At 74.6% G+C, this 24,673-nt stretch carries 25 protein-coding genes; 10 read left to right on the top strand and 15 right to left on the bottom strand.

Going from position 1 to position 24,673, the window contains the following annotated elements; translation table 11 throughout:
- Positions 1-84: 84 nt before the first annotated feature.
- The 3 genes from KZX45_RS09260 to KZX45_RS09250 all read right to left on the bottom strand — a co-directional run bounded on the left by KZX45_RS09260 (position 85) and on the right by KZX45_RS09250 (position 2,813).
- The gene (locus KZX45_RS09260; protein WP_248257447.1) at positions 85-1,269 is read right to left on the bottom strand and encodes a hypothetical protein; all 1,185 of its coding nucleotides are present in this window, start codon (positions 1,267-1,269) and stop codon (positions 85-87) included.
- Between the two features lie 534 nt (positions 1,270-1,803).
- Complete coding sequence (locus tag KZX45_RS09255) at positions 1,804-2,277, bottom strand: ATP-binding protein (protein ID WP_248257446.1); 474 nt, start codon at positions 2,275-2,277, stop codon at positions 1,804-1,806.
- Positions 2,278-2,432: 155 nt separating this feature from the next.
- Positions 2,433-2,813 carry an STAS domain-containing protein gene (locus KZX45_RS09250; protein ID WP_248257445.1) on the bottom strand — a complete coding sequence of 127 codons (381 nt, stop codon included), beginning with the start codon at positions 2,811-2,813 and terminating at the stop codon, positions 2,433-2,435.
- Between the two features lie 135 nt (positions 2,814-2,948).
- Between KZX45_RS09250 and KZX45_RS09245 the strand changes: the two genes are divergently transcribed.
- Positions 2,949-3,422 (top strand): heme-degrading domain-containing protein, encoded by a 474-nt coding sequence (locus KZX45_RS09245; RefSeq protein WP_248257444.1) that lies wholly within the window; start codon positions 2,949-2,951, stop codon positions 3,420-3,422.
- 10 nt (positions 3,423-3,432) lie between these two features.
- Here KZX45_RS09245 and KZX45_RS09240 read toward each other — a convergent pair whose 3' ends face one another.
- On the bottom strand, positions 3,433-3,819 hold the full coding sequence (locus tag KZX45_RS09240) for a hypothetical protein (protein ID WP_248257443.1): 387 nt from the start codon (positions 3,817-3,819) through the stop codon (positions 3,433-3,435).
- A gap of 127 nt (positions 3,820-3,946) precedes the next feature.
- Between KZX45_RS09240 and KZX45_RS09235 the strand changes: the two genes are divergently transcribed.
- On the top strand, positions 3,947-4,873 hold the full coding sequence (locus tag KZX45_RS09235; protein WP_248257442.1) for a diacylglycerol kinase family protein: 927 nt from the start codon (positions 3,947-3,949) through the stop codon (positions 4,871-4,873).
- A 10-nt stretch (positions 4,874-4,883) separates the two neighbouring features.
- Here KZX45_RS09235 and KZX45_RS09230 read toward each other — a convergent pair whose 3' ends face one another.
- Positions 4,884-5,303 (bottom strand): MaoC family dehydratase, encoded by a 420-nt coding sequence (locus KZX45_RS09230; protein ID WP_248257441.1) that lies wholly within the window; start codon positions 5,301-5,303, stop codon positions 4,884-4,886.
- Between the two features lie 134 nt (positions 5,304-5,437).
- Here KZX45_RS09230 and KZX45_RS09225 point away from each other — a divergent pair, with 134 nt between their 5' ends.
- From KZX45_RS09225 to KZX45_RS09205, 5 genes are all read left to right on the top strand, one after another.
- Positions 5,438-6,022, top strand: coding sequence for an OsmC family protein (locus KZX45_RS09225; protein ID WP_248257440.1), 585 nt, complete (start codon positions 5,438-5,440; stop codon positions 6,020-6,022).
- A gap of 64 nt (positions 6,023-6,086) precedes the next feature.
- Positions 6,087-7,346, top strand: coding sequence for an NAD(P)/FAD-dependent oxidoreductase (locus KZX45_RS09220; RefSeq protein WP_248257439.1), 1,260 nt, complete (start codon positions 6,087-6,089; stop codon positions 7,344-7,346).
- Positions 7,347-7,354: 8 nt separating this feature from the next.
- Positions 7,355-8,554: an FAD-dependent monooxygenase gene (locus KZX45_RS09215; protein WP_248257438.1), complete on the top strand. Its 1,200-nt coding sequence runs from the start codon at positions 7,355-7,357 to the stop codon at positions 8,552-8,554.
- A gap of 68 nt (positions 8,555-8,622) precedes the next feature.
- The gene (locus KZX45_RS09210; RefSeq protein WP_248257437.1) at positions 8,623-11,778 is read left to right on the top strand and encodes an AAA family ATPase; all 3,156 of its coding nucleotides are present in this window, start codon (positions 8,623-8,625) and stop codon (positions 11,776-11,778) included.
- A gap of 544 nt (positions 11,779-12,322) precedes the next feature.
- Positions 12,323-13,756 (top strand): S8 family serine peptidase, encoded by a 1,434-nt coding sequence (locus KZX45_RS09205; protein WP_248257436.1) that lies wholly within the window; start codon positions 12,323-12,325, stop codon positions 13,754-13,756.
- A 570-nt stretch (positions 13,757-14,326) separates the two neighbouring features.
- Here the strand turns inward: KZX45_RS09205 and lhgO are convergent.
- Positions 14,327-15,511 carry an L-2-hydroxyglutarate oxidase gene (gene lhgO / locus KZX45_RS09200; protein WP_248257435.1) on the bottom strand — a complete coding sequence of 395 codons (1,185 nt, stop codon included), beginning with the start codon at positions 15,509-15,511 and terminating at the stop codon, positions 14,327-14,329.
- Positions 15,512-15,710: 199 nt separating this feature from the next.
- Here lhgO and KZX45_RS09195 point away from each other — a divergent pair, with 199 nt between their 5' ends.
- Positions 15,711-17,081: a hypothetical protein gene (locus KZX45_RS09195; protein ID WP_248257434.1), complete on the top strand. Its 1,371-nt coding sequence runs from the start codon at positions 15,711-15,713 to the stop codon at positions 17,079-17,081.
- 13 nt (positions 17,082-17,094) lie between these two features.
- Here the strand turns inward: KZX45_RS09195 and KZX45_RS09190 are convergent, their stop codons facing one another.
- Genes KZX45_RS09190 through KZX45_RS09160 form a run of 7 tightly spaced genes read right to left on the bottom strand, consistent with a single transcriptional unit; the run spans position 17,095 to position 19,945 of the window.
- Positions 17,095-17,433, bottom strand: coding sequence for a hypothetical protein (locus tag KZX45_RS09190; RefSeq protein ID WP_248257433.1), 339 nt, complete (start codon positions 17,431-17,433; stop codon positions 17,095-17,097).
- A complete protein-coding gene (locus KZX45_RS09185) occupies positions 17,423-18,004 on the bottom strand; it encodes a hypothetical protein (RefSeq protein ID WP_248257432.1) in 582 nt (193 codons plus the stop codon). The genes KZX45_RS09190 and KZX45_RS09185 overlap by 11 nt, the downstream gene beginning before the upstream one ends.
- Positions 18,004-18,621 carry a DUF6286 domain-containing protein gene (locus tag KZX45_RS09180; protein ID WP_248257431.1) on the bottom strand — a complete coding sequence of 206 codons (618 nt, stop codon included), beginning with the start codon at positions 18,619-18,621 and terminating at the stop codon, positions 18,004-18,006. Before KZX45_RS09180 ends, KZX45_RS09185 begins: the two co-directional genes overlap by 1 nt.
- Positions 18,618-19,007 carry an Asp23/Gls24 family envelope stress response protein gene (locus tag KZX45_RS09175; RefSeq protein WP_248257430.1) on the bottom strand — a complete coding sequence of 130 codons (390 nt, stop codon included), beginning with the start codon at positions 19,005-19,007 and terminating at the stop codon, positions 18,618-18,620. Before KZX45_RS09175 ends, KZX45_RS09180 begins: the two co-directional genes overlap by 4 nt.
- A complete protein-coding gene (locus KZX45_RS09170; RefSeq protein ID WP_248257429.1) occupies positions 19,000-19,176 on the bottom strand; it encodes a DUF2273 domain-containing protein in 177 nt (58 codons plus the stop codon). Before KZX45_RS09170 ends, KZX45_RS09175 begins: the two co-directional genes overlap by 8 nt.
- Positions 19,173-19,520: a hypothetical protein gene (locus tag KZX45_RS09165; protein ID WP_248257428.1), complete on the bottom strand. Its 348-nt coding sequence runs from the start codon at positions 19,518-19,520 to the stop codon at positions 19,173-19,175. The genes KZX45_RS09170 and KZX45_RS09165 overlap by 4 nt, the downstream gene beginning before the upstream one ends.
- The gene (locus KZX45_RS09160; protein WP_248257427.1) at positions 19,517-19,945 is read right to left on the bottom strand and encodes an Asp23/Gls24 family envelope stress response protein; all 429 of its coding nucleotides are present in this window, start codon (positions 19,943-19,945) and stop codon (positions 19,517-19,519) included. The genes KZX45_RS09165 and KZX45_RS09160 overlap by 4 nt, the downstream gene beginning before the upstream one ends.
- 279 nt (positions 19,946-20,224) lie before the next feature.
- Here KZX45_RS09160 and KZX45_RS09155 point away from each other — a divergent pair, with 279 nt between their 5' ends.
- Complete coding sequence (locus KZX45_RS09155) at positions 20,225-21,829, top strand: serine/threonine-protein kinase (protein WP_248257426.1); 1,605 nt, start codon at positions 20,225-20,227, stop codon at positions 21,827-21,829.
- A gap of 37 nt (positions 21,830-21,866) precedes the next feature.
- Here the strand turns inward: KZX45_RS09155 and serC are convergent, their stop codons facing one another.
- On the bottom strand, positions 21,867-22,979 hold the full coding sequence (gene serC / locus KZX45_RS09150) for a phosphoserine transaminase (RefSeq protein ID WP_248257425.1): 1,113 nt from the start codon (positions 22,977-22,979) through the stop codon (positions 21,867-21,869).
- Positions 22,980-23,316: 337 nt separating this feature from the next.
- Here serC and deoC point away from each other — a divergent pair, with 337 nt between their 5' ends.
- Positions 23,317-24,021, top strand: a complete 705-nt coding sequence (gene deoC, locus KZX45_RS09145; protein ID WP_248257424.1) for a deoxyribose-phosphate aldolase — start codon at positions 23,317-23,319, stop codon at positions 24,019-24,021.
- 7 nt (positions 24,022-24,028) lie between these two features.
- Here deoC and KZX45_RS09140 read toward each other — a convergent pair whose 3' ends face one another.
- On the bottom strand, positions 24,029-24,544 hold the full coding sequence (locus KZX45_RS09140; protein WP_248257423.1) for a GNAT family N-acetyltransferase: 516 nt from the start codon (positions 24,542-24,544) through the stop codon (positions 24,029-24,031).
- Positions 24,545-24,673: the final 129 nt, after the last annotated feature.

Below are 24,673 nucleotides of genomic sequence, written 5' to 3'. Positions count from 1 at the left end.
CGGTCGGCCGGATCAGGACGGTGCGCCGGATCAGGACGGTCGGTCGGATCAGGGCGGTCGGTCGGATCAGGGCGGTCGGCCGGATCAGAACGGGCACTGGCCCGCGAAGATCCGCTGGGCGTTCTGGCGGTCGGCCGCGGTGCCGGCCGTGGGTGCCTTGCGCGGGTCCTCCAGGAGCTGGGCGAGCGCCTCGGCCATGCCAACCCCGCCCGGCAGGTTCAGCGTGCCGCACGCCTTGTACTCCAGGGCGCGGCCGATCTCGAAGCGGGCCATCTGCTCCACCCGGGAGGTGGGCCACTCGGCCACCGCCTTCTCGGAGATCCAGAGGTAGGGGCGGTCGATGTGGAAGCACCCGTTGGCGGAGGGGCGGCAGGTGTTGTACTTCAGGGCGTAGCGCACCGACATGCCGTGCGCTGCGGCGAGCCACTCGATGCGGTTCGTCGGACGCTCGATCGCCTCCGGCCTGCGCAGTGCCGGGGTGTCGTTGCCGTTCGCGTCCCAGTCGCCGACCAGCACCGTGTCGGCGGCGCCCGCGAACCGGATCACGCGGTCGGCCTGCTCACCCTCGGCCATCTGCAGCTTGACGTGGTAGACGTTCCCGCGGCGCAGGGCCGGGCCGTCGACGCCGTCGCCGTCCCAGTCGCCGATCAGCACCGTGTCCGTAGCCCTCCCGAGCGTGAACACGCTCTGGGCGGGGCCGCCGGCGGGGGAGTTAGTCACGTGGAACTCGTTGCCCCGGCGCACGGCGAGGGTGTCGCGGCCGTCGCCGTCCCAGTCGCCGACGAGCACGACGTCGCCCGGTCTCCCGTAGGCGAAGGACCGGTTCGGGCGGCTGCTGCACGGGGAGTCGGTCACGTGCACGACCCTGCCGCGACGCAGGGCGAGGGTGTCGCGGCCGTCGCCGTCCCAGTCCCCGACGAGGACCTCGTCGCCGGTGGTGCCGAACTGCCACTGGCAGACGCCGGTCTTGTACACGTTGCCGCGGCGCCACCCGATCTCGTCCACGCCGTCGGCGTCCCAGTCCCCGACGAAGGTGCGGTCGTAGTTGTTGCCGGCCGTGATCTCCTGCTCCGGGTCGACGTCCCACCCGTTGTTGAGGAGGTACTTCCGCCCGGTGGGGCCGTCCGTCACGGGATTACGGTCGCTGGGGTCGTCCACCTGGCCGCCGCGGAACGCAGCGGCCGGCACCGCGGCGGACACCAGGGCGGTGGCGCACACGGCGACGACGGCGAGGAACCGCCGCCCCTGGCTGATGAGCTGTCCACGCATCGCCGCACCTCCGCCGCTCCCGCTGAGGCACCAGGGAATCGCTGCGCCAGGCGGCCCGTCGCGAGACGCTCGCCTGATCCGGGACGAACGCGTGGGACCGCACGGGGTGGGACCGGGGTGAGGCACCGCCCGGCCGACCGCCGCTGCGCTGGCCGGCGGGGTTGCGCGCCGGTGCGCCGCGTCGCTGACGACAAGAGTTTTCTGGCCGGTTCCCGCGTGGCGGGTGTCCTGCGCGGCTGGCTCGCACGGATCGCGGGGACGGCGCGCCGGCGAGCCTGTCGGGCGTTATGTGGGTCCGGCTCGCACGGATCGCGGGGGACTGCGCGCCGGCGAGCCTGTCGGGCGTTAAGCGCTCCTGGCTCGCACGGGTCGCGCCGCGGTGACACTCGCCGAAAAAGTCATGTCGCTCGAGTCATGACGCTCGATGTGAAAGGGCGTCCGACCTCCGAACGCCCGGCGACGAGGTCCGGACGAGCCGCTGCCGGGCGGGCGTCGTGGGGTCCGGACGAGCCGGTGTCGGCGTCGTCCCCCGGGTCAGGAGTCGGCGAGCTCCGCCCAGACGTGCTTGCGGGGCGTGCTGTTGGAGTCGACGTACCAGCCCCACCGCACGGACAGCATCGAGACGATCAGCAGGCCGTTGCCGCCCGGCCGCCCGGGCACCGGCGCCTGCGGCCGGGGCGCCTGGTCCGCACGCCCGTCCGCGACGTCGACCAGCCAGCCCGCCGGCAGGCGGTGCAGGCGCACCACTCCTGGCTTCACCCCGTACTTCAGGGCGTTCGTGGCCAGCTCGGTGGTGACCAGGGCGAGGTTGTGGTGGGTGGCCGCGTCGGCGTGCCCGTCGGCGTTGAGCACGGCCGACCGCCCCGCCGCCTCGGTGACCGAGCGCCGCAGCGCGGGCAGCTCGTCGGCGTCGGTGAACTCCCACCGGCCCGCCGGGCGCGCCGACCTGACGTCGGGCTCGAGGCCCGTCGCCGGGGGCGTGCTGTCGGGCTGACGGTCGGTGCGCATCTGTCGGTCCATGATGTCGGTCTCTGGCGGTCCAGGCTCTCGTGACGGCGTCATGTGGGTCCTGCTGCTTCGAGCGTACGTGGGGGTCGGGCCGAACGCCCTCCGAACGGGCGGAAAGTCCGGAATCTCAGGGTTCCGCGCCGTGCCGTGCGGTGTCAGACGGCGTCGCGCCGGTCGCTGAGCCCGACGAGGTCCGAGCCGGGCTCGCCGTCGGGAAAGCCGGGGTCGGTCGCGACGATGTCCATCACCTCGTCGAGGCGGGTGACCTCGAGCAGGAAGGTCACGAAGTCGGGGGGCTCGATCAGGCGCGGCCGGGTGGCCGAGCTCGCCGCGAGCTGGACGAGCTTGCTCAGGCCGCTGGAGTCGAGGAAGGTCACCTCGCGCGCGTCGACGTCGACGGGCAGCCTCAGAGCGAGGACCTCGTCCACCGCCGCGGACAGCTCGTCCGCCAGGCTCATGTCGACCTCGCCCGACAGCACCAGGCGCGTCCTGGTCGCGGAGGTACGTACGGTGACCTGCCCGATCGGCTCGCTCATGCCACTCCCTGCTGTTCTGGTGGCCCGTCCGGACCCGGTCAGTCCGTTCACCTTAGGGGCATGGTCCTGATCGCGAAAATGTTCGGCCGCCGCGGGCCAGCCCCAGCCACGTGCCGGGCCGTACCCTGGCGTGCCATGAGCTACGGCAGCGACCTCTACGAGCAGATCCTCGCCGAGGAGGCCGAGCTGCGCCTCGACTCCTTCGGCCTTGACGACGCCTGGGTGCTCGGTGCGCAGATGCGCCGGGCCGCCGCGGAGCGGAGCCTGCCCGTCGCCATCGGGATCGTCCTCGGGCAGCAGCGCGTCTTCCACACGGCGCTGCCCGGCTCGTCAGCCGACAACGACGAGTGGCTGGCCCGCAAGACCGCCGTCGTCCTGCGTTACGGCCACAGCTCGCTCGCCGTCGGGGAGCAGTTCCGCGTCCAGGGCAAGGACTTCGACGTCGACGGCCGGCTCGACACCGCCCGGTTCGCCGCCCACGGGGGCGTCTTCCCCCTCGTGCTGCGCCGCGGCGGGTCGCTGCTCGGCGCGGTCGGGGTCTCCGGGCTGCCGCAGCGGGAGGACCACGCGTTCGTCGTCGAGCAGCTGCGGGCCTTCGCCGCGGCGTAGCCCGGCCGACTCAGTCCTCGTGCCCGAAGATGAAGTGCTTCGCGTGCGCGACGGCCTTGCGGAACGCGTCGTTGCGCAGCGCGCCCTGCTCCTCCGTGAGCGCCCCGCCGGCCTCGACGTACTCCGTGACGCCGGGGCGCAGCACCCAGATGTCCCCGGCGGGCGGCAGGTAGAAGACCCCGAAGGAGCGGTGCCGGCCGTCCTCGTCGGCCCAGATCGGCACGACCGCCACCGCGGCTCCGGTGTCGACGTTGATCCACTGCGCCCGGGGGCGGGGCTGCTCCTCGAAGAACACGCCGGGGTCGAGGAACGGGGCGGAGCCCTTGCCCCACTTCTCCTCGAAGCGCTCGTGGAAGATCGGGAACAGTGTCGCGTCGTACCGACGCCAGCTGGTCATGGTCCTCTCCAGTGAGTGACGGACGGATGGCAATGTAGATAGCACCGGCCGCCCGCCGTCGCCAGCGTTCCGCGCCCGGAACCTGGTTCGGTGGGCGGACATCGCGGGCGCGCGCCAGACTGACGCCATGGCCGATCCCCGCTCGCTCCTCGTCCTGGCGAACCGGGCGGCGGGCTCGGCGCAGGACGCCGCCGTCGACGCCGCCCTCGCGGTGCTCCGTGCCGGCGCGGAGGTCGAGATGGTCGTGCAGGAGGGGCCCGAGGAGACCCGCGAGGCGCTCCGCGGCGCGGCCGGTCGGGAGATCGTCGTCCTCGGCGGCGACGGGTCGGTCCACTCCTGCATCGACGCCCTCGTGCGGCTGGAGCTGCTCGCCGGTGTCGGTCCGGTCTCGGTCATCCCGCTCGGCACCGGCAACGACCTCGCCCGCGGCCTCGGCCTCCCGCAGGACCCGGAGGAGGCCGCGCTGGTCGCCCTCCAGGGCGTCCCGCAGCCGATGGACCTCCTGCTCGACGACGAGGGCGGCGTCGTCGTCAACGTCGTCCACGCCGGGGTCGGGGCGGAGGCCACGGCCGGCGCGGAGAACGTCAAGGGGGCGCTCGGCACGGCCGGGTACGCGCTCGGCGCAGTCCGGGCGGGCATCTCGACGACGGGCTGGTGCCTGCGCGTGAGCGTCGACGACGCCGTCGTCCACGACGGCAGCGAGCGCCTCCTCATGGTGACGGTGGGACTCGGCAGCTCCATCGGCGGCGGCGCGCGGGCCGTGCCCCAGGCCGAGCAGGGGGACGGGCTGGCCGACGTCGTCCTCGTCTCGGCCACCGGGCCCCTCGCCCGGGCCTCGTTCGCCCTCCAGCTGCGCAGCGGGAACCACGTGGGGCGGGAGGACGTGCGTACCCTGCGTGGTCGGAAGGTCGCGGTAGAGGCCGTCGACGACGGGAACGCCTTCCGTGTCAACGCGGACGGCGAGGTGGCCGGCCCGATGCTCTCCCGCACCTGGACGCTCCTGCCGCGGGCGTGGTCCTGCCGGGTGCCCGCCGGGTCCCGGGCCGGGGACTGACCCGCCGCTCTCAGGACGTGGCCGCGGCGACGGCGGGATCCCGCCAGACCACGGCCGTGCCGTCCAGGACCACGGTGCCCGCGTCGTCGGTGATGCTCGTGCGCAGCTCGGTGACGGGCTTGTCGGTGCGCACCGCCGTCACGACCACCTCGGCCGTGATCGTGTCCCCGGGCCGCACCGGCGCCCGGAAGGACCAGTCGGTGCGGAGGAAGACCGACCCCGGCCCGGGCAGGTCCTGGGCGACGACGGCGTTGAGCAGCCCCGAGGTGACCCCGCCCTGCACGACGATCCCCCCGAACCGGCTCGCCGCGGCGAGCTCCGGGTCGGTGTGCAGCGGGTTCCGGTCCCCGGTCATGCGGGCGAACAGCTCGATGTCCTCCGAGGTGACCGTGCGGGTGCGCCGGGCGCTGTCGCCCACGTGGAGCTCCATGCCCGCACCCTGCCCCGCCGGCCTTCCCCGCGCCTTCCCGTCGGCACCGCGGCCCGGCCGTCCCGGGAAGGTCGGGGGAAGGTCCGCTTCCTAGCGTCGTCTCCCGTCATGACCCGACGACGAAGGAGTACGACATGACGACGACCAGCCACGACCGCACGGCGATGAACGGGGTCGACGTACCCGTCCTGTTCGCCACCGTCGACGCGGTGCGGGACCAGCAGGAGCTCGCCGAGTTCCAGTTCCGGGCCCGCAACGAGTGGGTCAGCGGCACCCACAACCGCAGCACGATCCAGAACTTCTACGGCGCCGGCCAGGAGGACGCCACCCGGACCGCGGGCTTCGTGATCGACGCTGACCACCCCGCGGTGCTCGTGGGGCAGGACAACGGGCCGACCGCCGTGGAGTACCTCCTGCACGCCATCGCGGCGTGCCTGACCCACGGGATCGCGAACATCGCGTCCGCGCGCGGGATCGAGCTGCGCCGGGTGGCGTCGACCGTCGAGGGCGACATCAGCCTCCTCGGCATGCTCGGTATCGACACCGGGGTCAGGAACGGCTACCGGCAGATCCGCGTGCACTTCGAGATCGAGGGCGACGCCTCCGCCGAACAGCTCGAGGCCGTCGTGCGCCGCTCGCAGGACCGCTCCGCGGTCTACGACGTGCTCACCAACGGCACTGACGTCGTCGTCGACGTCGACGCCCACGAAGCTGCCTGACCGGCCGACCGACCCCGCGCGGGCGTGGCGGCGTCGCCACGCCCGTGCCACGACAGGAGAGAACATGCTGACGACCACGGTCGTCGTCATCGGCGGAGGGCAGGCCGGGCTGGCCGTCAGCCGCCTGCTCACCGAGCTCGCCATCGACCACGTGGTCCTCGAGCGCGGTGAGGTCGCCCATCGGTGGCGCACCCGCGGCTGGGACAGCCTCACCCTGCTGACGCCGCGGTGGTTCAGCCACCTGCCCCACTGGCGGTGGGCCGGAGCCGACCCCCACGGCTACATGAGCCGGTCCGAGGTGATCGGGTACCTCGAGGACTACGCCAGCTCCTTCGCGGCGCCGGTGGCCGAGCACACCGAGGTGCTCAGCGTCACCGGCGGCCTCGGGCACTTCGTGGTGAGCACCACGACCGGCTGCTGGCGGGCCGACGAGGTGGTCCTGGCCACCGGGCACAACGCGTTCCCGAACGTGCCCGACGTGGCGGCGGGGCTCGGCGACCGGGTGCTGCAGGTGGCCGCCGACGACTACCGCCGGCCGGGCGACCTGCCGCACGGCGGGGTGCTCGTCGTCGGTGCCTCGGCCTCCGGGGCCCAGATCGCCGACGAGCTGGCCGGCGCCGGGCGTGAGGTCGTCCTGGCGGTGGGCCACCACACCCGGGTGCCGCGGCGCTACCGAGGCCGCGACATCGTCGACTGGCTGAGCCGGACGGGAGCCATGGACCGGCCACGGGCCTCGCTGCCCGATCCGGCCGACCCGCCGCACGAGCCGTCGATGCAGCTCGTGGGCCGGGACGAGGTGCGCGAGCTCGACCTGGCGAGCCTCCAGGCCGGCGGCGTCGTCCTCGCCGGGCGTCTGACCGCGGCCGACGGCGACCGGGTCACCTTCGCGCCGGACCTGCCGTCCACGACGGCGCTGGCCGACCACCGCCTGCGTCGGCTCCTGGGCCGGATCGACGCCGTCGCCGACCGTCTCGGCGCGGAGCCTGCCAGCGAGGACCTGGTCCGGCCCGCCCGCACGGAGGATGCCCCCGTCCGGCTCGACCTGCGTGCCCGCGGCATCTCCACGGTCGTGTGGGCCACCGGCTACCGGCGCGCGCACCCGTGGCTGCACCTGCCGGTGCTCGACGCGGACGGTGACGTGGTCCACGACGCCGGGCGCACGGACGTCCCAGGCCTGTACGTGGTGGGCGCCGCCTGGCAGACCCGACGCAGCTCGGCTCTCCTCGGCGGGGTGCGCCACGACGCCGCGATCATCACGGCCGACATCGCGGCCCGGCACCGGGTGCTCGTCGGTGCCGACGCGCTGGTGGGGGCGCAGCAATGAGGTGGGACGTGATCGTGGTCGGGGGCCGGGTCGCCGGCGCGGCCACCGCCATGCTGCTGGCACGCGCGGGCATGCGGGTGCTGTGCCTCGAGCGGACCCGGCTGGGCAGCGACACCCTCTCCACCCACGCGCTCATGCGCGCCGGTGTGCTGCAGCTGAGCCGCTGGGGTCTGCTCGACGCCGTGGCCGCCGCGGGTGTGCCGCCGGTGCACCGGGTGGTGTTCCACTACGGCGGCGACGCGACCACCGTCACGCTGCGACCGGGCGCCGGGGTCGAGGCCCTGTACGCGCCGCGCCGCACCTTCCTCGACGCCCTGCTGTCGCGCACCGCCGTGGCCGCGGGGGCGCGGGTGGAGCACGGCGCCACCGTCACCTCGCTGCTGCGCGGGGCGGACGGCGCCGTCACCGGCGTGCGCGTGCGCCGCCGCGACGGGGTCCGGGATGAGCACGCGCCGCTGGTGGTGGGCGCCGACGGGCTGCGGTCGCTGGTGGCGGCCGAGGTCGGCGCCGCGGTGCGGTGGCAGGGACGCGCCGTGGCCCGCTGCACCTACGGGTACGTCGCGGTGCCGGCCGCTGGGTACGAGTGGTACTACGACGAGGGCTGCGGGGGTGGCCTCATCCCCACCAACGACGGCCTCACCTGCGTGTTCGCCGCCTCGGCGGACGCCGCGGCAGCCGCCGACGCCTCCGCCGACACCGACGCCTCCGCCGACGCCGGCGCCGCGACCGCGCGTCGGGGCGCGCGGGCGGGGACGCCGCCCGGCGCCGACCCGTGGGCCGGGACCCCGCTGCCGCCGGCACTCGCCGACCGGGTCGCCGGGCTGCCCGTCGTCGGCCGGCTCAGGGTCACCCGCGGCGTTCCCGGCTTCCTGCGGTCCGCCGCCGGGCCGGGCTGGGCGCTGGTGGGCGACGCCGGTGCCTGGAAGGACCCGATCAGCACCCACGGCATGACCGACGCGCTGCGGGACGCCGAGCTGCTCGCCCGCGCGGTGCTGGCCGCGCCCGGACCGGGCGCGGAGCAGCGGGAGTCGCTGGCGGCGTACGAGATGGCCCGCGACCGACTCACCCTTCCGATCCTCGAGGCCACGGAGCCGCTGGCGGGATTCCGGTGGGACCTGCAGGAGGTCCAGGGGTTGCTCCGGGGGCTGGCGGCGGCGATGGCCGACGAGATCGACGCGCTGCTCGCCCTCGACGGTGCCGCGGTGTGACGGTCCGGCCCGGCGCCGGCAGACCGGCCTCCTCTTCCTGACCCCGTCGCCCTCGACGTAGCATGCAGGTGCGAATCGAGGTGACGGTGGGCGTCAGGATCGCGCTGCTCGGTGGCTTCTCGGTCGAGGTGGACGGGGAGCAGGTGCCCCGCGCCTCCTGGTCCCGCCGGCCCGCCGCGCACCTCGTGCAGCTCCTCGCCCTGACCCCCGGCCACCGCCTCCACCGCGAGCAGGTCATGGACGCGCTGTGGCCCGACGCGGACGTCGCCTCCGCCGCGCCGCGGCTGCACAAGGCGGCGCACTACGCGCGGCGCGGCCTGGGCAGTCCCGACTCGGTGGTCCTGCACGACGACCTCGTCGAGCTGTGGCCCGGCGCCGACCTGGCCGTCGACGCCGAGACGTTCGAGCACGCCGCCACCGACGCGCTGTCCCTGGGGGACCCTGACGCCTGCGGAGGTGCCGCCGAGCTCTACGCCGGTGACCTGCTGCCGGAGGAGCTCTACGAGGAGTGGGCCGAGGAGCCTCGTGAGCGGCTGCGCACCCTGCGTCTCGACCTGCTGCGTGCCGCCCGGCGCTGGGCCGCCGTGGTCGACGCCGACCCCGCCGACGAGGACGCCCACCTCCATCTCGCCGTGGACGCGCTCCGGGCCGGCGACGCGGCGGCGGCCCTGCGCCAGTTCGAGCGGCTCGAGCGAGCCCTGCGTCGCGAGCTCGGAGCGGCGCCGGGCCCGAGGGCGCTCGCCCTGCGGGAGAAGGCCCTCGCGATGTTCCGCGGCTCCGCCGTCGGCCCGGCCAAGGACCCCGACCTGGTGGGACGGGAGCAGGAGCTGGCCCGGCTGGACCGGCTGCTGGATGCGGTCCAGCGCGGTCGTGGGCAGGTGCTCTTCGTCTCGGGCCCGCCCGGGATCGGCAAGTCGGCGACGTTGGTCCGGCTCGAGCGCGGGGCGGCGGCCCGCGGCATGCGGGTGGGCACCGGCCTGGCGGCTCGGACCGCGGCGGACTGGCCCTACGCCCCGGTGCTCGAGGCGCTCTCCGCCGTGTGCCGGCACCATCCCGGGCTCCTCGACGGGCTGCCGGACCCGTTGCGCGACGAGATCGAGCGAGCCATGTCCGGTCGGCAGCAGCAGTGGGACGGCGCCGGCGGGCACCAGCGCCTGTACGTGGCCGCCGTCGAGCTGCTGCGGCTCGCCGGCGCCGGCAACGGTGCGGTGCTGACGATCGACGAGGCCGACGAGGCCGACGTCGCCAGCTTGCGACTGCTGCACCAGCTCGCCCGCGCGACGGCGGGGGAGAAGGTGCTCATCGCCGTCGCCCACGGCAGCGCGCCCCCGCCGGCGCTCGCGCAGATGCGCGCCGCCCTGCTCGCCCGGGACCAGGCCACCACGCTGGACCTGCGGCCCCTGTCCCGTGCAGCCTCGCTGACCCTGGTGCGCCAGCACGTGGACGACCCCGCACTCGCGGACGCTCTGGTCGAGACGGGCGACGGCGTGCCGTTCGCCCTGGTCGAGACCGCGCGCGCCGCCGCCCGGGGGGAGAGCGACCCGTGGCGCGCGATCCTCGAGCCGCGCGGCGTGCCCGCCACCGTGCTCGACACGCTGGCCTGCGCGGCGGTCCTCGGCACCGAGTTCGACACCGACGAGCTGGCCGCCGTGGCCGGCCTGGACGACGACGGCGTCAGCGCGGCCGTCCGGGCCGGGGTCGCGCACGGGCTGCTCGTGCGCACCGCCACCGGGCTGGCCTTCCGGCACGCTCTGCTGCGGGATCGCCTGCGCGCCCGTCTCGACGGCCCCGCGTACCGGGCCGTGCAGCTGCGCGCCGCCCGGGCGATCGAGGCCACGGGCGGCTCGCCCGCCCGCGTCGCGCACCACCTCATCGAGGCCGGTCGCGCGGAGCAGGCGGTGCCCTGGGCGCTGCGTGCCGCCGAGACCCGGGCGGCGCTCGGCGCGTACCGCGACGCGCTCGCCCTCCTCGACCGGGTGCGCGCCGCTGCCACGGGGCAGGACCGGGCGAAGCTGCTCGCCCTGCGGGCGGCGCTGCTCAGCGCTGCCGGGCACCCGGACGCCGTCGACGCGCACCGCGAGGCCCTGGCCCACGCGACCGACCCGGCGGCGGTGCGCGAGCTCCGCACCAACCTGTCCAAGGCCGCGATGGTCGGCGGCGACCTCGAGACGGCGGCGCTCGCGCTGGAGGGCCTCGAGGTCGACGGGCGCGACCAGCGGGCCGACGCCGAGCTTCTCATCGCCCGCGCGCACGTCCACCTCTTCTCCGGCGAGCTCGACGCGGCCCGCCAGGACGCCGAGCTCGCCAAACGCCGGATCCTGCTGGCCCCTGGCTCACCCACCGCGGCGTTCGACCTGGTGGCGTTCGAGGCGCTCCTCGCGCACTACGACGGGGAGTTCTTCCACCGTCTGCACGCCGAGCTGCGCCGCGGGGCAGAGCGGCCGCAGCTGGTCACGGGGATCTTCGACTCCCACCTGTGCGTGGCTGAGTACGTCCTGTACGGACCGACGCCGTACGAGGAGGTCATCGCGCTCGCGGACTCGCTGCGAGAGTCGGCCGAGAGGTCCGGGGTGCGTCGCGCCGCCGCCTTCGCCGCCACGCTCGGCGGGGAGGCGGCCCTGCTCCAGGGGAACCTCGAGGCCGCCGAGCGGCGGCTGACCGAGGCCGTCGAGCTCCACCACGGCATCGGCTCGCTCGTGGGAGAGTCCCACTCGCTCCAGCGGCTCGCCGAGGTCCGCATGCTCACCGGCGACCGCGCCGCCGCGCGTCGGCTGCTCGCGCGGTCGCTCCCGCTGGCGCGCTGGTCGCACATGGCCCGCTGCCTGCTGCCGCCGATCTACGGGACCCAGATCGAGCTCGCCGCCGGCGACAGCCAGGTGGCGGTCGCCGAGGAGGCCGTGGCCGCCATGGGGGCGGACGACCACTGCTTCTTCTGCTCGATCATGCTCGACCTGCCGGCCGCCCGGGCCTACGCCGACGCCGGGGACCTCCCGGCCGCCCGGCGCCACCTCGAGGCCGCGGAGCTGTCGGCGGCACGCTGGCACAGCATCGGCTGGGACGCCGCCGTGCTGGAGGCCCGCGCGCACCTGGTCGCCGCCGAGGGCGACAGGGCGGCCGCCGCGGGACTGCGCGCCCGCGCGGCCGACATGTTCACGCTGGCAGGCCAGGAACGGGACGCACGTCGCCTGCGCCACGGCGCAGCCGGCGAACCGCGAATCGCCTGAGCCGCCCGGCGGCACCGTCCGCGTCTCGAGGCGCACCCTCCCGACGGCGCAGGCGCCGGTCCGCTCTGTCCTCACGCTCGCGCCGCAGCGCGAAGGCCACGTCCTCCGGGTAGCCGACGAACTCGTGCGCCATCGCCCGGTTCGACAGCTCGGCCGCGACCAGCAGCTCGGGTCCCATCCTTGGTGCCTCCATGCTCGTCCACCGCGTCGATGCGGCTGCCGCCACCGTCGGCGGCTCGACGAAGGTAGAACACCGGTCCTTCCCCGAACCTTCCGCGGATCCGCCCCGGCGAGGGAGCGGCAGGAGCGGGCGCGACGGCGGACGGAAGGTTCCGGCAACCACGCTCGGTGTCGGCGCGTGCAGCCGCCGGGGGTGCCCGGTTCGAGGGGGCATCGCGCAGCACCACCACTGAGCTCCCGCGGGCCTGAACGTGGCGTCAGCGTTTCTGTGAGCCGTGTCACCGACCGGCGGTACGCTCGGCACATTCACCGACGTCCCCGTCCGGTCCGAAACTCCGGCGGGACCCAGCAGAAGGATCACCGCATGCGCCGTGCACTGACCGGGCTCGCCTCCCTCGCCGCCCTGACCATCGCCGCGATCCCCGCCGCCCAGGCCGCGGGTCCGCAGATCGGGGTGAACGTCGTCCTGAGCACCGATCTCACGCCGCGGATCGAGCGGGAGCTGCGGGCGTTCGGCACGATCAACGAGACGTACCCCGAGATCGACGCGCTGACGATGAAGATCGCCGCCGCGGACCTCGACGACGTCCAGGCGCTGCCGTTCGTCAAGGCGGCCAACGAGGACGTGCAGTTCGTCGGCAAGCCGGTGGCCCCGTCGCCGTTCCGGAGCACCGTCGACGGCATCGCGACCTGGAACACGGACCAGATCGACGTCTACGAGCAGGGCTCCCCGGACGTCCGCGAGGTGTCGCAGACCGGCGAGAGCGTCTACGTCGCGGTCCTCGACACCGGTCTGCACTCGAGCTGGCCGCAGTACTTCGGCACCGAGGCGATCGCCGCCGACCTCGGCATCGCCTTCGGCGGCGGGGGCGGCGAGAAGGGGAGCGTCTCCTCCCAGCCCAACAAGTGGTCCACCGACCAGAACGGGCACGGCACGCACGTGACCAGCTCGATCCTGGGCTACAACCTCGGTGGGGTCCCCGTCGGCGGCGTCGCCCCCGAGGCCACGGTCATCCCGGTGAAGGTGCTCAACCAGAACGGCTCCGGCTGGTCCTCCATGGTGGCCGCCGGCATCGACTACGTCACCGACCTGAAGGTCTCGGGCGCACTCGGCGACTCCCCGGTGGTCATCAACATGTCCCTCGGCGGTCCGACACCCGACGCGCTGACCGAGGCCGCTGTCGCCCGGGCCGTCGCCAACGACGTGCTGATCGTCGCCTCGGCCGGCAACAGCGGCGAGGCCGGCATGGGTTACCCCGGTGCCTACGAGGACGTCATCTCCGTCGCCGCGTCGGGCTGGACCGGGCAGTGGACCTCGGGCTCGTGGTGGAACACCGGCGACGTCGCCGAGCCGACGTCGGCCGAGGACGCCTACATCGCCGATTTCTCCTCCCGTGCGCTGGAGGGCCAGGACCTCGACATCGCCGCCCCCGGCTCCTGGGTGGTCGGTCCGTACCAGCTGAACTCCCAGCTCAGCTACTACTTCCTGAGCGGCACGTCGATGGCATCCCCGCACGTCGCGGGCGCCGTCGCCCTCATGCTCGAGGCGAACCCCGGCCTCACGCAGGCCGAGGCCGAGGCTGCCCTCGAGGCGACGGCGGTGCCGCTCGCCGCCGGGTCGCGCCAGGTGCTGGACCCGACCGGCAACACGACGACCGTCACGTGGGGCGCGGACGCCACCGGCGCCGGCCTCATGGACGTGCCCGCCGCCATCGCAGCGGTCTCCGGGGCGGACGTCGCCGAGGAGTCCCCGGTCACCACCAACGGCCGGAACTCCGCCCCGGGCCGCAACCGCTGACAGCTCGTCCCCTCAGCGGCGTCACCCCGCGCAGCGTTCGTCCCCGTAGCGAGCTCGTGCCCGCACCAGCTGTGTCGCGCACAGAGCTCACGCCCGCGGCGAGCCCGTCGCGGCTTTGGAACGGCCAACGTCTGCCGGCCCCTTCCGGGGCCGGCCGACGTTGGCCGTCAGAAGTTGCACGTCACCGGACGCGCCGCCAGTGAGCTCCGCGATCGCCCGCATGTGCGCATGCGGGTGCTGGTGCTCGTGCGCGTGCTCGTGCTCGTGCTCGTGCAGGCGGCAGGGGTGGCGTGCGCCATCACCAGCCGGACAAGGTCACTTTTCGGCCGACTTCCAGCGGCACGGGAACGGCGCCTGCCGGGGTGGCGCCGGTCCCGCGGTAGTGACATCCGCGGGCGGCGCAGGACTTGTGCGCGTACCGCTCACACCGGTCGGGCTGTGCTTGCAGGCGTGAGGGAGGACGAACCGGTGCGCGCCGGGCTGGCACCGATCGTGCGGAACTCACACACGACAAGAAAGTGTTGTCGTCCGGGGAGCAAACGGCTGCCCGAACCATCCGGGACCGTTCGGCTAGAGCGGCCCGAACACCCGGTCCGCGATCATCTCGCCGATGGGCAGCGCCGACGTCGCCGCGGGCGAGGGGGCGTTGGCCACGTGCAGCTGCCTGGGTGTCTCCCGGAGCAGGAAGTCGTGGACGAGGGTGCCGTCGCGCAGGACGGCCTGGGCGCGGATCCCCGTCGGGTGCGGACGAAGGTCGGACAGCCGGAGCGAGGGACAGTACCGCTGGCACCGGGCCAGGTAGCCGCGCCGGCTCAGGGAGCTCGCGACCTCGACCGCACCGGTGCGCAGGTTCCTCCGCGCCAGCTTCCACATGCCGGGGAACGCGGCATAGTCCAGCACGTCGGTCAGGGAGGCCTCGCTCCGGCGGTACCCCTCGCGCGCGAGGCCGAGGACGGCGTTGGGACCCACGGTGGTGCGACCGTCGATCGTGGGGCTCAGGTGGACGCCCAGGAACGGCAGGTCCGGGTCGGGCACCGGGTAGATCAGGTGCCGGACGATCCCTGCCCGTTCCGGGGGCAGCTCGTAGTACTCGCCCCGGAAGGGCACGATGCGGAAGTCGACGTCCAGGCCGGCCGCCCGGGCGAGCCGGTCGGCCTGCAGGCCGGCGCACGCCACCACTCGGCCCGCCCGCAGGGTGCGGCCGTCGGCTCGGACCTGGACGCCGTCCTCGTCCTCGCGGATCGCGGTGACCGCCGCCCGGGTGACGATCTGCCCGCCCGCCGCGCGGACGTCGTCGGCCATGGCGCGCGCGATCTGCCGGTAGTCGACGACGGCGGTGGCCGGGACCAGAAGGGCCTCCCGTCCGGCGACGTTCGGCTCGAGCTCGCGCAGGCGGGCGGCGGAGACCGGCTCGACGTGGATGCCGTTCTCACCGGCACGCTCGCGCAGCCCCGCGAGTCGGGACACCTCGACGTCGTTCGTGGCGACCACGAGCTTGCCGACGGCCCGGAACGGGATGTCGTGCGCGGCGGCGAACTCCTTCGTGGCCCGCTCGCCCGCGCGGCAGAGCCGGGCCTTGAGCGAGCCGGGGGCGTAGTAGAGGCCGGCGTGGATCACCCCGGAGTTGTGACCGGTCTGGTGCGTGGCGACCTCCGCCTCCTTCTCCAGCACGACGACCGTGGCGCCGCGGCGCTGGAGGGCCATGGCCGTGGACAGCCCCACGATGCCGCCGCCGATCACCAGGCAGTCGTGCACCGAGCCACCTCCTTCATGTGTGTCGGGTGCCGTGCGGGCGGGTTGCCGGTCCGAGCCGGTGCCGGGCGGGCGGGTCGGGCCGTGCGGTCCGACGTTACGACGTTCTCCGGCGGTCGGAGGCAGACTTCCTGCGGCGACCGCCCGTCGGGTCTGCCAGGCTCGGTGTGCCGACGCCCGACGCCCCGACGAGAGGATCCTGGTGCCCACCTCGGTCTACGTGCTGCTGCCTGGCATCGTGGGCAGCGTCCTGGAGAAGGACGGCAAGGACGTCTTCGGGCTCACCGTGGGTGCCGGGCTCCGCGCACTCTTCAGCGGAGGCCGCAGCATCCAGGACCTCAGGCTCGACCCCACCGAGACCGGGGAGGCCGACGACGGGGTCACAGCGACCCGGATCGCGGCCGACGCCCACCTCATTCCCGGGCTATGGAAGATCGACGGGTACACCGCCGTCGGGAACTACCTGAGGCGCCGGCTCGGCGCCGTGCCGGGGGAGACGTACTTCGAGCTCCCCTACGACTGGCGTCTGGACAACCGGGTCGCGGCCCGGCGGCTTCGCGAGTCCGCCGCCGGCTGGCTCGCCGCCCAGCGGGCGAAGGACCCGGACGCCCGGCTGGTGCTGGTGGCGCACTCCATGGGCGCACTCGTCGCGCGCTACTTCCTCGAGGTGCTCGGCGGCTGGCGGGACACCCGCGCGCTCATCACGTTCGGAGCACCCTTCCGCGGCTCGCTGAACGCGCTCGACCAGCTCTCCAACGGCGCCCGCAGGGCGCTGGGGCTGGTCGACCTCACCGAGCTCGCCCGCTCCCTGCCGTCCGTGCACCAGCTCCTGCCGATCTACCCCTGCCTGGATGACGGCTCGGGGACCCTGCACCGACTCACCGAGCTGGCCGCCCCCAACCTCGACCCGCTCGCCGTCGCCGCGGCACGGGCGTTCCACCAGGAGATCGAGGACGCCCGGGCGGCGAACGCCCTGCTCGACGACTACGTGACCGGCGGCTACCGCCTCCACCGGGTGGTCGGCATCGAGCAGCCCACCAGCCAGTCGGCCCGCATCACCGGCGAGGGCGTCGAGCTCCTGCGCACCTACGAGGGTGACGACCTCGGCGGCGACGGCACCGTCCCGCGCGTCTCCGCCACCCCGCTCGAGCTCGTCGACGACTCGGGCGCGATGTTCGCCGGCACCCGGCACTCCTCGCTGCAGAACGCCCCCGCCGTGCTGACCCAGATCGGCGGCTGGACCTCCGGCGTCGACCTCGGCCGCTTCCGGCTCGCCCCGCCGCACGTGCGCCTCTCCGTCGACCTCGCCGACGTCTACGCCGCCGACGAGCCGGTCCACCTCACCGTCACCCCGACCGCGGCCGCCGGTGAGCTCACCGCGACGCTCGAGCACCTCGGCGGGCCCGCCGGCGTCGCCGCACCCGCGGGCCCCGTGACCGTGGCGCTCGGCGCCGTCGACGGGACGCGCGAGGTGGAGATGCCCCATGCGGGGCCGGGGGCGTACCGCGTGACGGTGCGGGGGACACCGGCCGTCGAGCCGGTCAGCGACCTGCTGGTGGTGGCCCCGCGCTGAACACCGAGCGACCCTATCCTGCGCTCCGGCCAGTTCTCCTGCGCGCGCCCGATCGCCTCGCGGAGAGGCGCGACCCCAGCCTGGCGTCGACCTTCGTCCGGCGCCGGTGCCGGCGCTCGACCCGCCAGGACCGGAGCAGGCGGCGGAGCCCGCCGGCCGCGCGGCGCAGCGGGTTCGCCCTCAGCACCCGGACCGGGACGGACGGCGACGTCGTCCCGCGCTCGTGCGCGGCGACGGCCTCGAGGTAGGTGCTCAGGTCCCCACCGAGGTCCGGGTGGTGCCGCCGCGCGATCCGGCGCAGCGCGCGCCGTCGCTCGGCGTCACCGGAGCTCGGCGCCCCGTCAACGGACACGGGGCTCGGAGCGGCCGGCGGGAGCCACCTTCACGCGGATACGACACTCGAGGTCCTCGCGCCCGGTGCTGCGCAGCGCCTGGGCCGCGACCGCGTCGCACGCGCGGGCGATCTCGCGCAGATCGGCGTCGGGCCGCACGGTCGCGGTCAGGGCGAGGACGAGGCGTCGACCCTCGTCCACGACTTTCCCCCCGGCGCCGGTGACGGCCGGCGAGCTCTCCGTGAGGGCGGCCGCGGCCGCGGAGGCGAGGGCGCCCGACTGCAGCAGCAACCGGCCGCCCCGGGCGTCGCCCCGGAGGCTGAGGTCGCCGATCCCGCTGCTCCGGAAGTGGGAGCCGAACCAGACCAGGGCCAGCAGCGCCAGCAGGATGCCGCCCACGCCGAGCGCCCACGGCCACAAGGGTGCGTCGGTGACCGAAAGGGTAAGGCCGAGGGAGAACGCCGTCGGTGACCACCAGCTCTGCGGGAGCAGGTCCAGGGTCCACGCGAACACCCAGGCGCCGCCGAGCACGAGCACCAGGGCGACCACAACCGTCACGGCCCGGTCGACGGCGAAGGTGCGCCGGTCCATCAGGCGTCACCTCCGCCTCTGGGGCGGGCCCGCAGCGTGACGCGCGGCGCAGGCGTGAGCAGCGTCAGGCGGTCGGCAAGTGCCGCCTCTACGGCGGGCCCGACGTCCCCGGAGGTGGTCTCCGCGGCGACGTCGATTCGCCGGCGTGAGGCACGGGCACGGGCGGACAGGACGCCGTCCTGGCGCACGGCGGTGGTGCGGGCGAGGCGTTCGACATCCGCCCACGTCAGCCAGACCCCGGTGGCGGCCTGGACCTGGACGCCTCGGCGTCGTCCCGGCTTGAGCGCGGTCCAGAGCAGGAGGAGCCCGAGCAGCACGGCGAGTGCGGCGAGGGCGGCCACCAGCGTGTCACGGCCGACGACCGCCCCATCGGTGAGGAACGTCGTCAGCGGTGGCTCGCCGCCAAACCGGCCGAGGAGAACGACCGCGTCGTAGATCGCGAGGGCGCCCAGTGCTACCAGTCCCAGCGCGAGGATCATGCCGACGATGCCGACGCCGGCGGGCCGGCGCGGCACCGGCGCCGCGCGCAGCGTGCGACCGGGGGCGCCTGCCGTGCCCTCGGTGCCGGGGACACCACCCTCGGTGTCCGCAGGTCTCGTGGTCTCCGTCGCGCTCATCGCACCCTCCGTCCCTCGTCCTGGGTCCGCTGCCCGGCTGTCAGGAGCGCGGCCACGGTGACGTTGACGCGGTCGACCGTCTTCCCCGTCGATCGCTGGAGGGTGTCGCGGACGTGGCGGCGCACGTCCTCGGCGACCTTCTGGGCGCTGGCCCCCCAGTCGACCGCGACCCTGACGCTGATGGTGAGGTGCTCGCCCGCGGTCTCCGCCGAGGCCTGGGGAAGCGTGGACGTGAAGGTCGACAGCACGTCCGGTCCGGGGGCGTGGCGGACGACCCCGGGCACCTCCAGCGCCGTGCGGGCCGCAAGCTGTTCGACGACCTTGTCGGCGATGGTCGTCCGGCCGTGCGGCGGCTCGCCGGCGAGGACAGCGGTGTCCTCAGCCACGGCTGCCGCGGAAGAGTGACGGGACGTCGACGTTGCCGTCGAGCTGGGCTCCGATCGCCAGACCGACCAGGCCCAGGACCAGGACCAGGAGGAATCCGAAGAAGCCCCCCACGACGGCGGCGATGCCCAGCAGGAGGCCTGCGAGCAGACCGAGTGCGCTCTTGCTCATGTTCTTTCCTCCGATAGTTGTCGCTCGTGGCCCGTCGGCCCCGGCGCGACCTCCGGCGTCGCTCGGGCGGCGTCCTCGACGACGACGACGTCGTCGATCGTGACGTCGACGGGGCTGCGCGTCAGGCCGGCCAGGGCGGCGCGGATGTCCCGGGCCGCCTCGTCGACCGTGGCGGGGTAGACGACCGCGGCGTGCACCTCCACGCGGTCGGTCCGGACCCGGATGCCGGAGATCCGGCGTCCCGGCAGGTGCGTCCCGACGGCGGAGCCCTCGTGCAGACGCACCGAGGGAACGGCCCGGACGGCCGCCGCCACGGCATCGGGGTCCGGCACGGGTCCGCTCATCGCACGCGGGCCTCCTGGGGCTCGTCGGCCGCGGCCTCCTCGTCGTCGCCCGGGATGTGGATGTCTCCCACGTGGACGTTGACCTCGGTGACCTCGAGCCCGGTCATGCGCTGGATGGAGGACATGACGTTGCGCCGCACCCCCTCGGCGACGTCGGCGATCGCCATGCCGTACTCGACGACGACGTCGATGTCCGCGGCTGCCTGCCGCTCACCGACCTCGACGCTGACGCCCTGCGCGTGGGTCTTGGCGCCCACGCGTTCGCGCACCGCTCCCATGGCACGGGCCGTGCCGCCGCCGACGGCGTAGACGCCGTCCACCTCACGGGTGGCGATGCCCGCGATCTTCGCGACGACCCCGTCGGCGATGCTCGTGCGGCCGTGCTCGGTGACGAGCGCGCTGGGCCCGCCGGATCTCTGTGACACGTCTCTGCCGGCGCCGCCGCTCTGCTGGCCGGGTGGGTTGGAGCTTGTCTGCGACATTCTGATGACCTCCGTTGGTTCGGAATGCGTAAGGCCACGATCACTCGGCGTTGTCACACCCGCAACAGGAGACGTGAGCCAGGCCACATGCTCTGGCGCGGAGGGAACCGGCCCTCGGCGCGAGCAGTCGTCGCCAGGCCCCCCGACCGCGGGCGGGCCGCGTGCGCCAGGTCTCGGGATCCCGAGATGCCGTATCGGCCGGGGTCATCGACAATCGAACCCATGACTGTCGTGCTCGCCGCCCGTTACGAGCTGGACCGACGGCTCGGCCGTGGCGGGATGGCGGAGGTGTGGCGGGGCCGTGACCTCGTTCTCGGCCGACGCATCGCCGTCAAGACGGTCAGCGTCACCGACGCCACCGATGTCACTCTCGGGGACCGGCTGCGCCGCGAGGCGGTCGCCACCGCGGCGCTCGACCACCCGGACATCGTCACCGTCCACGACGCCGGCGTCGACGGCGACACCGCGTTCCTCGTCATGGAGCTCGTCGCCGGGCGGAACCTCGCCGCGGTCCTGGCCGACGGCGCGCTTCCCCTGGCGGAGGCCGTGCGCATCGGCGGACGGGTCGCCGGGGCGCTCGCGGCCGCCCACGCGTCAGGCATCGTGCACCGCGACATCAAGCCGGCGAACATCATCGTCAAGGGCGACAAGGTCACCGTCGTCGACTTCGGCATCGCCGCCATCGAGTTCCAGGCGGTCACGTCGCTCACCGCGCCGGGCACGACGCTCGGCACCGCCGAGTACATGGCGCCCGAGCAGGCACGGGCCGAGCCCGCGACGTCCGGCACGGACATGTACTCCTTCGGGTGCCTGCTGACCGCGCTCGTCGCCGGCCGGCCGCCGTTCACCGCCGAGCAGCCGGTGGCGGTCCTGCACCATCACGCCTTCATCCAGCCGCCCCGCCTGCGCCGCCTCCGCCCCGACGTGCCCGAGGAGCTCGACGCCCTCGTCGGCGCCCTCCTCGACAAGGACCCCGCGGCCCGCCCGACGGCCACCGAGGCGCACGTGCGGCTCGCCCGGATCGCCGAGGCGCTGAGCCCGACGCCGGCGGTGCGGGCGACCGTGGCGGGTGCCGTCGTCGTCGACTCGCCCCCGACCGCGGCGAGCCCCGTGATGTCCTCCACCGGCGAGTCCACCGGGATGCACGCGACCGCCCGTGCGACCGCCGCGCACGGCGAGGGCAGCGACGCGACCGCCGCGCACGACGCGTCCACCGGTGCGACAGCTGTGCACGACGAGACCGCGACGGCGGCCCTGAACGGCGTGTCGACGGCGACCTTCGCCGGTGTCTCGACGGCGACCCTGGCGGCGCGCACGACCGCGGTCGACGCACCGGCTCCGGAACCGGTCGGGCGCGGTGCCCGGACGCGAGAGGAGCCTTCCGCACCGGAGCCCGCACCGGTCAGACAGCGGGGATCGTCCGGGCGGCGTCGTCGCCGCGTCCTGGTCGGCGCGGCCGCCGCCGTCGCCGCGGGCATCGTCGCGTTCTCCGCCACGGAGGGCGGCGCGTCCCGCACTCCGGAGCCGGTGGCGAAGCTCCTGTTCTCGCCCGGGAAGGTGCTGGTGGCGGACGCCGAGGTGACGGCGGAGCCGGTCGCCACGGCCGTCGCCTCGCCGGCCCCCACCGAGGCCCCGACCGTCACGGCGCCCAGCGCCGCCCCCGTCGCCCCGGCCCCGCGGCCCGCGGAGGAGCCGGCCGACGCCCCGGTCCAGGAGGCGCCGGGCGTCACCGGGAAAGGCCAGGGCCAGGGCGGGGACAACCCCGCCGCCGAGAACAACGGCAGGACCGGCAAGGGCCAGAACAGCAACAGCGGCAAGGGCAGGTGACGCGACGGCGGCGCGGGCAACTCCCGCCGCGGCGACCTCAGCCGAGCCGCTCCACCAGGTAGTCCACGCACGCGGTCAGCGCCCGGACGTCCTCGGGGTCGATCGCCGGGAACATCCCCACCCGCAGCTGGTTGCGGCCGAGCTTGCGGTACGGCTCCGTGTCGACGACCCCGTTGTCCCGCAGCTGCGCGGCGAGCGCCTTCGCGTCGACCGAGTCCGCGAAGTCGACCGTGCCGACCACGGGGGAGCGGTGCGCGGGCTCGGCGACGAACGGCGTCGCGACCTCGCTCGCCTCGGCCCACTCGTAGAGGACGGCGGCGGACCGGACGCTGCGCCCCGCCGACCACCCCAGGCCGCCGTTCTCGTTCAGCCAGTCCAGCTGCTCGGCGAGCATGACGAGCGTCGCCACGGCCGGAGTGTTGAGGGTCTGGTCCTTGCGCGAGTTCTCCACCGCGAGCTGGAGGTTGAGGAAGTCCGGCACCCACCGGCTCGCCGTCACCTTCTCGATCCGGGCCGCCGCGGCGGGGGAGACGACGGCGATCCAGAGCCCGCCGTCGGAGGCGAGGACCTTCTGCGGGGCGAAGTAGTAGACGTCGGTCTGCGCGAGGTCCACCTCGCGCGCCCCGGCGATGGAGGTGGCGTCGACGACGGTGAGCGCCGTGCCGTCGCCGATCCGCGCGACTGGGGAGACGACGCCCGTGGAGGTCTCGTTGTGCGGGTAGGCGTAGACGTCGATGCCGTCGGCCGGCTCGCAGACCGCCAGGGCGCCGCCGGGGGCGGTGCGGATGTCGGAGGCGCCGAGGAACGGCGCGCGGTCGGTGGCGGTGGCGAACTTGTGCCCGAACTCGCCGAAGTCGGCGTGCTGGGCGCGCTCACGCACGAGGGAGAACGTCGCCGCGTCCCAGAAAGCGGTGGAGCCGCCGTTGCCCAGGACCACCTCGTACCCCTCGGGCGCCCCGAGCAGCGCGGCCACGCCCTCCTTGACCCGGCCGACGAGGGAGCGCACCGGCGCCTGCCGGTGGGAGGTGCCGAGCAGGGTCTGGCCGAGGGCCGCGACCATGTCGGCCTGGGCGGGCCGCACCTTCGACGGCCCGCAGCCGAAGCGGCCGTCGGCGGGCAGGAGGTCCGTGGGGATGGCGATCGTCTCCATGGTGGGTGATCCTCCCACCGCCGCGGTGCCGGGCCCGTCCCGGTCCACGCAGCGGCACGGCCGCCGGACACGCCCGGCCCGTGACCGCACCGCGGACCTCACGTGTCCAACGGCACACGCCCGCGGGGCCTCCGGCCCGGGCCAGGACGCCCGCCGATCTCTAGCATGGGGACCACGAGCGACATCAGCGCCGGGCGACAGCCGCGCTGGTCCGGCCCGGTCGAGGCCTCCTGAAGCCGTCGACCCGGACGCCGAGCCCGTCACCGATCAGGACCGGGGGCGCAGCCGTGCGCCCGGGACGACGAGCGACCCCGTCGCAGGGGTCTGGAGGCAGAACATGACCCCGAAGCACCTGGCCGAGGCCGCCGAGCGCGCCCTCGAGACCGCAGTGACCACCGTCTCGGTCGCGAGCATCGTCGACCACACGCTCCTCAAGCCGGGGTCCACCGCAGACGACGTCGCGGCCCTCGTCGCGGAGGCCCGTCGGCTGGGCGCGTACTCGGTCTGCGTCTCCCCGAGCATGCTGCCCCTGAGCGGCACCGGCGACGTCAAGGTCGCCACCGTCTGCGGCTTCCCCTCCGGCGCGCACCACGCCGAGGTCAAGGCCGCGGAGGCCGCCCGCTCGGTGGCCGACGGCGCCGACGAGATCGACATGGTCATCAACCTGGCGCTGGCCACCACCGGCCGCTTCGACGAGGTCCGGGCGGAGATCGCCGCCGTGCGTGCCGCCGCGCCGGCCCCGGTGGTGCTCAAGGTGATCATCGAGTCCGCGGCCCTGACCGACGAGCAGATCGTCGCCGCGTGCGAGGCCGCCGAGGCCGCCGGCGCGGACTTCGTCAAGACCTCCACCGGTTTCCACCCGGCCGGCGGCGCGTCCGTGCACGCCGTCGAGCTCATGGCGCGGACCGTGGGCGGGCGCCTCGGCGTCAAGGCGTCCGGGGGCATCCGCACCACCGAGGCCGCGCTCGAGATGATCGCGGCCGGCGCCACACGTCTCGGCCTGTCCGGGACGGCGACGGTGCTCCAGGGCCTGTCCGACTGACCTCGGCTCAGCCGGCCCCCTCTGGGCCGCCCGGCCGGAGCTCGAGCATCCAGACGTTCAGGCGCAGCAGGACCCCGCGGAACTCCTCCTCGGCCGCGCCCCTCAGCCGGAACCCGGCGCGGGCGCACACCCGGTTCGACGCCTCGTTCTCCACGCTCGGGAAGGCGGCGAGCAGCGGGTGGACGCCGTGCTCCTGCGCGTCGGCGACCACCAGCCCGACGGCGGCCGAGGCGATCCCGCGGCCCTGCCGCTCGGGCAGGATGAACCAGCCCGTCTCGTGCACGTCATCGTCGCGCCACCGGCTCGACCACCAGCCGATGCCGCCCACGGCCTCCTCGCCGGCGACGACGCGGTACATCCGTGCCTCCCCGGTCTCCCAGTTGCGCAGGTACTTCGCGTGGCGCTTCTCCACGTCCTCCGCAGTCTCGGCCGCGCCGAGGAAGCGGGTCATCTCCGCGGTGTTGGCGCGGTGGAGGAGCCAGAGGTCGTCGGTCTGCCAGGGCTCGATCCGTACGGCGTCCATGAGTTTCTCCTATGTCAAGCCGCTGCCGCGTAGGCGGTTGCGGCGGCGGTCGACTGGTTGTTGTGCTTGTTTTTCAGGGTGTTGTAGACGACTCGGGCGAGTCGCCTCTTGAGGCAGCGCAGGGCCTCG

Origin of the sequence: Georgenia sp. EYE_87 (assembly GCF_023148685.1) — a bacterium.
Taxonomy (GTDB): Bacteria; Actinomycetota; Actinomycetes; order Actinomycetales; family Actinomycetaceae; genus Georgenia.
This window is presented reverse-complemented; position numbering and strand designations above follow the sequence as displayed.